This is a genomic window from Kitasatospora sp. NRRL B-11411 (genome assembly GCF_000721345.1).
Taxonomy (GTDB): Bacteria; Actinomycetota; Actinomycetes; order Streptomycetales; family Streptomycetaceae; genus Kitasatospora; species Kitasatospora cineracea.
Genome location: NZ_JOGH01000205.1, coordinates 1 through 6,574 on the forward strand (window position 1 = coordinate 1; position 6,574 = coordinate 6,574).

Genomic DNA, 6,574 nt, shown 5'->3' on the forward strand with positions numbered 1-6,574 from the left:
GGACGTCCACCGGCTGCTGGAGCAGAAGTGGACGATCAGCGCGATCGCCCGCCACCTGGGGCTCGACCGCAAGACCGTCCGCCGTTTCAAGACCACCCCACTGGAGGAACTCCTCGCCTCCGCCCGGGAGTTCGGGGCCAGCAGGCAGGGGCTGATCGACCCGTTCAAGTCCTACCTGAACAGTCGGTTCACCGCCGGGTGCACCAGCGCCCAGCAGCTGTTCCGCGAGATCCGCGAAGGCGGCTACCGGGGCAGCGTCCAGGTCGTCCGCCGCCACGTCGCCTCCCTGCGCGCGGGAACCACCGACCCCGTCCGCGCCGACATCCCCAGCCCGCGCCGGATCACCTCCTGGATCATGCGGCCCACGACCTGGCCCGATGCTTCCACGACCTCATGACCAACCGCCTCGGCACCCTCCTACCGGACAGGATCGACCAGGCCGAGCAGGACGCCCCCGCCCCGATGCGCTCCTTCGCCGGCTCCCTCCGCCAGGACCTCGCCGCCGTCACCGCCGGCCTCACCCTCGAATGGAGCTCCGGCAAGGTCGAAGGCAACGCGAACCGGGTCAAAACACTCAAAAGAGCCATGTACGGCCGGGCCTCGTTCCGACTCCTACGGACCCGAATCCTCACCCGACCATGAGCTTCACGTAACTACCCCGGACAGAGCCGTTTCACAGGTCATCACCACTGCTCAGCGCTTCCTCATGGCACGTGCACGGTTGCGCAGCAATGCCTGGTAGTACGCCGATTTTTCATCTCCAAGGGTGAGGATCTCGCAGATATCGGCGGCCATGTCAGCGTCGTCCGCACTGCCTGTGAGGCCGGAGTGAACGACCGCCCAGAAGCCCTCCTGGATCCTGTCGCGGTATTCATTCCGCGAAGGTGCTTCGTTGTCGTAGCCGGACCCGGCGGCCACACTCGCCAGCGCCTGCAAGAACTCGGTCCGGGCTCTGGCCGCCACCTCACCGACCAGGGCGGCCAGCATGACGCTGACCGCCGGCAGGGTGCACTCGCCGATGACGGTGCCGTATTCAACGTGGCCGTGGAGGCTGTAGCCCAAAGCGGAGCGGGGTAGCTCCGGTGTGAGCAGAGTCTCGAACATCACTGGCAGATGCTCTGCCGAGTGGCCGCACATGCAGCTCAGAGCGGCCCAATCATGTCGCGTCAATTCGGCGTTCACCAACGTGCTGATAGCCACAGCCCACCCCTCACCTGCACGCACCACCAGATCCATATCTATCAAGGAGCCATCATTGCCATCAGGGCCTGCCTTGGAAAGGGAGATCACGGAACTCCGGTCAGAGCCAATTCCGCAGATCCTTCTCATCCCCCGGCCGCCCGGCTGCCGGCGTCGTTCGAAGCCCTGTCGTCGCCCCTGTGTCCCTCTCGTGCCTGCATGCCGCCGTCGACCGGGAGGATCGTTCCGGTCAGGTCACGTAGGAGGCGCGGTCGCCCAGGAGCCAGGCGGCCTGGGCGATCTCGTCGGGGTCGGCCGCGCGGCGCAGCGGGGTGCGCGCGTTGAGCTGGACGATGACGCCGGGGGAGTGGTCATTCCACGCGCGGACCGTCCCGGTCAGCGTGGTGCCGGGCGCGACGGCGTTGACGCGGATGCCTTCCGGGCCGTAGGCGATGGCGGCCGACTCGGTGAGGCTGTTGACCGCGCGCTTCGTGGCGGCGTAGGCGGGCAGCGCGGGGTTGCCCATCAGACTGCCGACAGAGGAGTTGTTGACGATCGCACCCGTGTCGGCGGTGGCCCGGACGGCCGCGACCTCGGCGGACACGGCCAGCCAGGTGCCCTTGAGACTGACGGTGCAGACGTGGTCGAGATCCCTTTCGGGCACTTGGTCCACTGGTGCCGGCGGGACGCTGATGGCTGCGTTGTTGAAGGTGACGTCGAGCTGGCCGTACAAGGTCGACGGAACGTTCGACAACGGCACGGACACCGGCTGCTCCGGCAAGGTCGCACACGGCGTACTCGGCGATGCCGTCGGCCGCCCGGATTTCCTTGCTCACCGCCCCCAACTGCCCTTGCGTGCGGGCCGCGAGCAGCACCCGGGCGCCCTCCCGGGCGAACAGGCGGGCCGCGGCCGCACCGATACCGCGGCTGGCGCCGGTGACGAGGGCGACCTTCTGGTGCGACGGCTGCCCCACGCCGCCGTGATCGTCCTGTCCGCGACCTGCGAGGTGATCGCCTGGAACGACCTGGCGGCAGCACTCCGTGTCAGCGGCCCGTCCTGGGCACGCGCACCGGCGGGCGGAGGCCGGCTGCGGTTCGCGGGCTGCGCGGGCTTCGCAGGTCGAGGCGACGTTCCACCGCCGATTCGTCGGTGCATACGCCACAGCGCTGGGGGCAGTCGGAGGAGACCGGAGTCTTTGCAAGGAGGCGAGTTGTGGCATGGGCGATATCCAGGCGGTGGGTTGGGCCCGGCGAATGCCGGTCAGTGCGGGAGTGCGCGAGGGCCGTGATTGGGTCCGCCGGCATCTGGCGACGCTCGGCTGGGACGAAGCCGAGCCAGAGTTGGCGGACGGCGTCGTGCTGGCAGTCTCCGAGCTGCTGACGAACGCTCACGTGCACGCGCACAGCGACGCGGAGCTGGTCCTGACGTGGGACGGACGCTGCCTGCGCCTGAGCGTCCACGACCACAGTCCCCTCCCTCCTCGCCAGCGGACAGCATAACCCGGCGCTCTGGGCGGCAGGGGACTGGTGCTGGTCGAGGCGGTGTCCGACCACTGGGGCACCCGGCCCACGAAGGAAGGGAAGACCGTCACCGCCTGCTTCCACCCCCCGTCGGCCGTTCGAGGCCCCTTGAACGCAACGGGCACACACCGGTCCGCCCCACCCGGCACGGGTTGACGGCCTGGCGCCAGCCGTGGTTTCCACGGTGTGCGGCGGCCGTCCGGGCCGGCACAGCCCCGGAACCACAACACCAGTCGCCGGAACCACGCCGAACCCGAACCCGGCCCGTCGCCCCGCATCCCGGGCCCGGCCGGTCGGCAGCGTGCGGGTGCCGACCGGGCCACCGCGCTGCGCCGATCGGCCACTGACGTGCCGCCAGCGCAGGACGGAAGCGAGCTCGCCCAGCGCCCAGCCTCCCGACCGGCCAGCGGTGGAACCGGCGGCACACGACCGACCGTCCTAGCCGGACATGAGCGACAACGAGAAGACCTTAGGACGACGCGGACTCCTGCGGACGGCGGTCGCGGGGGCCGCCTTCCTACCGGTGGCCGCCACCGTCCCAGCAGCAGCAGCAACAGCAGCAACAACAGCCGCCGCGGCCGACCCCGGGCCGGACCGGCAGGGCGGCGGCGAGACGGCGTTCACCTGGCTGGGCAACAGCGGGTGGCGGATCGAGGGCAACGGCAAGACCGTGCTGTTCGACCCGTACCTCACCCGCTTCCCCACCCACGGCTTCGACCCCGCCACCCCCCTCACCATCGCCGCCGACGTGGTCGACGCCCACATCGGGAAACCGGACCTCGTCCTGGTCAGCCACAGCCACTGGGACCACGTCAACGACGTCCCGTACATCGCGAAGAGCCGCGGGGTGCAGGTGGTCGGCACCGCCACCACCTGCCACCTGCTGCAGGCGGCGGGCGTCGACCCGGCCCAGCTGATCGTGGTCAAGGGCGGCGAGGTGCTCGACTTCGGCGGGTACACCGTGCGGGTGGTGGCCAGCCTGCACAGCCGCAACGCCAAGCACCGCTACTGGGCGCCCGGCACGCTCACCGCGCCGCCCGCCGCGCCGCCCCGCACGATCGGCGAACTCGTCGAGGGCGACACCCTGGCCTTCCAGGTCCGGCTCGGCGACGGCCCCTCGACCCTGCTGACCGGCGCCAGCGACTTCGTCGAGCACACCTACGCCGGCTTGCGGCCGGACGTGGCGATGATCGCGGTCGAGAGCACCGCCCGCACCACCCACCGGTACGTGCCGCGTCTGCTGCAGGCCCTCGAACTCCCGCGCACCGTCGTCCCCGTGCACTGGGACGACTTCGAGACACCGCTGACCGACCCCGCCGTCCAGGACCCGGGCATGGACCTCGACGGCCTGCTCACCCAGGTGCGCCAACTCTCCCCGCACACCCGGCTGATCCGCCCCGAACACCTGGCCACCCTGCACCTGCGCCCCTGACGGACCACCGGGAACGCCGACGGCCGCGTCGGAGGCCGGGCAGACACCAGCCCACCCCTCCGGCGCGGCCGCCGCCTGCGGGACCCGGCCCGCCGACCGCGCCTCTTACAAGTACCGGGTCAGTGCCTCGTACACCCGCCGCCAGGCGTCGGCGGTGGCCTCCGCGTCGTGGTCCGCCGGCCGGTCGGCGGCGAAGCCGTGGCGGGCGCCCGGATAGGTGACCAGCTCGTGCTCGACCCCGGCGGCGGTGAGCCGGCGTTCGGCCTCCTGCCACTCCTCCTGGGGGAGGATGTGGTCCAGTTCGCCGCAGAAGCCCAGCAGGTGCACCCCGTTGGCGGCGATGCGTTCGGCCGTCTCCAACGGGGGCACCGGACCGACCAGCGGGAAGCCGGAGTTGAGCAGCCAGCCCGGGTAGAACACCGCTGCCAGCTCGAAGCGCAGCTCGGTGGCCGCGCGCACGGCGATGTGCCCGCCCATGCTCGTCCCGAGGAACGCCACCCCGCGCCCGCCGGCCAGTTCGCGGGCCGCGGCCAGGGCCTCGGCCGCGTCGGCGACCAGTTCGTCGCGGTCCAGGGCCTTCATCAGCACCAGGCCCGCCTCGCGTTCCTCGGCCTCGTACCCCAGCTCGGTGCGGCGTGCGTTGCGCCAGTAGAAGTCCGGTGCCACCGCGGCGTACCCGTGCTCCGCCAACTCGGCGCACACGCCCCGCAGGTAGGCGTTGACCCCGTACAGCTCGGAGCAGACCACCACCGCGCCGCGCACCTCGCCCGCCGGGCGGTGTACATGGGCCTCCAGGCCGCCGGGAGTGCCCAGTTCCTGCCATTGACCTGCCATCAGATCCCCCGTCGATTCGATCAGAAACCAGCCGTCGCGCAGCGTAGTGCACGTCACCGGTGCGGACGACCGGTTTTCGCGCGGACACCGGTCCCGCCGTCCGGGGGCGCGGTGAAGCCCGCGCAGAGCAGGCGCACGCTGCGGACGGACTTCTCGTCCTGGTCCAGCCGCTCCGTCAACGGGCCCATCAGCAGCGGGAAACGGGCGCACGGGTCGGCGTACCGCTGGGCGGCGACCGCCGGCGGTCCGGCGGGCTGGCTCTGCTCCTGCAGGGCGAAGCCGGTGACGTGGCCGAGCAGGACGTCGGCGGCGATCCCGCACCGTCCGGCGGGGGTGGGCCCGCCGCCGTCGAGGAGGGCCCGCAGCAGGCGCTCCATCAGGGAGAGGGCGCCGGTGCTGAGCACGCCGGGGCCCTCGGCGAACAGCTGGGCGCCGCCGAGGTGCTGCCCTCGGCCTCACGATGTGGCTCGCCCGGGACAACGGCCACGGACTGGTCGCCAGCCGCGGCTTCGCGCTGGGAGCGATCGCCTGGACGCTCCGCCACCGGCTCCACCCGCCGGTCGGCCGGACCGCCCGAGCCCAAGGGGCCTGGGGGAGACCCGACGCGCAGCAGCGGACACGGCCAGGCACGGCACCTCACTGAGGGACAGAACCTGATGAGCGGCGACCCGACTCCAGCACCCGCTGCACCCAAGGTGCTTGACGAACCAGGACCCGGCAGACCACCGGCGAGCGGTCCGGGACCGTTCCGGTCCGGGACGGCTCTCCCCCCACCCGGAGCCGTCGCTCACGGGACCTCCCACGATGCGGTGCCGCGCCCGTTCCCGGGCCTCGGACTTGGACGGCCCGATCGGTACACTGCTCGAACTTTCGTACAGGGAGGGGAGTTCGCGATGCGAGCGGACAGTCCCGGCACCGGCCCCCGGACAGATGCACCTGACCCAAGGAGATGCGACCGTTGAGTGCCCGCAAGCCCGGCCCTCCCCCGAATGCCGGCTGGCGGCCGCGCGGGGGCGGCGCCTCGACCCGCACGGTGCGCAGGCCGCTGCGGCGGGCGGTGCCGCGCGCGCTGCTGTGGTGGCTGGCACTCCTGCTGGGCATCCTGCTCGTCTCGGCCGCCGCAGGGATCCCGGAACCGTCGGCACCGGTCCGGACCGCACTGCAGATCGGGGCGGTGCTGCTGCTGGCGCTGCCGCTCCGGACGGAGCTGCGGACCGCGGTCGAGCTCCGGAACCGCGAGCTGGTGGTGACCAACCCCTTCACCCGGCGCACTTTCCGGGCCGAGGACATCCGGTCCATCAAGTACGCCCACGGACCCAAGCAGCGCGAACGTCTGGAGATCACCCTCGTCAGCGGCCGGTGGGCCACCTTGTGCGTCAGCGTCGGCCTGTCCCCGCAGGGCCGCGCCGAACTCTGCGGCCTCCTGCGCGACTGGACCCGCGCCAACCGCGTGTCCACGGACTTGCAGGTGCTCGGTCCGAAGAATCGTTGGTCCAACTAGTTCCGGCCCTGTCTGCTGCTTTGTGGGTGGCACGGGCCATGGGTGTGGTAGGTCGGTGGTTGGCTGGGTGGCTGTGTTGTTGGGCTGGGGGTTGATGGGTTGGTTGA

At 71.4% G+C, this 6,574-nt stretch carries 7 protein-coding genes and 2 pseudogenes; 5 read left to right on the forward strand and 4 right to left on the reverse strand.

Translation table 11 applies throughout. From position 1 onward, the window contains the following. Nucleotides 1-397: pseudogene (locus tag IH44_RS47020) on the forward strand (ISL3 family transposase); the annotation flags it as partial. Further along, the gene (locus tag IH44_RS47025) at nt 394-642 is read left to right on the forward strand and encodes a transposase (RefSeq protein WP_030464509.1); all 249 of its coding nucleotides are present in this window, start codon (nt 394-396) and stop codon (nt 640-642) included. The pseudogene IH44_RS47020 and the gene IH44_RS47025, both read left to right, overlap by 4 nt. Nucleotides 643-693: 51 nt before the next feature. Here IH44_RS47025 and IH44_RS0138475 read toward each other — a convergent pair whose 3' ends face one another. Together IH44_RS0138475 and IH44_RS42030 are read right to left on the reverse strand one after the other, a co-directional pair. Then, nucleotides 694-1,290, reverse strand: a complete 597-nt coding sequence (locus IH44_RS0138475; RefSeq protein WP_157852612.1) for a hypothetical protein — start codon at nt 1,288-1,290, stop codon at nt 694-696. 101 nt (nt 1,291-1,391) lie between these two features. Continuing rightward, nucleotides 1,392-2,153, reverse strand: a pseudogene (locus IH44_RS42030) (SDR family NAD(P)-dependent oxidoreductase); the annotation flags it as partial. A gap of 244 nt (nt 2,154-2,397) precedes the next feature. Here IH44_RS42030 and IH44_RS49915 point away from each other — a divergent pair. Continuing rightward, on the forward strand, nt 2,398-2,679 hold the full coding sequence (locus IH44_RS49915) for an ATP-binding protein (RefSeq protein WP_369795050.1): 282 nt from the start codon (nt 2,398-2,400) through the stop codon (nt 2,677-2,679). Between the two features lie 469 nt (nt 2,680-3,148). Next, nucleotides 3,149-4,132, forward strand: a complete 984-nt coding sequence (locus IH44_RS0138490) for an MBL fold metallo-hydrolase (protein WP_035957646.1) — start codon at nt 3,149-3,151, stop codon at nt 4,130-4,132. Between the two features lie 105 nt (nt 4,133-4,237). Here the strand turns inward: IH44_RS0138490 and IH44_RS47030 are convergent, their stop codons facing one another. Then, nucleotides 4,238-4,966, reverse strand: coding sequence for a dienelactone hydrolase family protein (locus tag IH44_RS47030; protein WP_081967377.1), 729 nt, complete (start codon nt 4,964-4,966; stop codon nt 4,238-4,240). A gap of 53 nt (nt 4,967-5,019) precedes the next feature. Further along, nucleotides 5,020-5,370: a hypothetical protein gene (locus tag IH44_RS47035; RefSeq protein WP_030464513.1), complete on the reverse strand. Its 351-nt coding sequence runs from the start codon at nt 5,368-5,370 to the stop codon at nt 5,020-5,022. Between the two features lie 554 nt (nt 5,371-5,924). Between IH44_RS47035 and IH44_RS0138505 the strand changes: the two genes are divergently transcribed. Further along, nucleotides 5,925-6,467 (forward strand): hypothetical protein, encoded by a 543-nt coding sequence (locus IH44_RS0138505; RefSeq protein WP_157852613.1) that lies wholly within the window; start codon nt 5,925-5,927, stop codon nt 6,465-6,467. Nucleotides 6,468-6,574 lie beyond the last annotated feature (107 nt).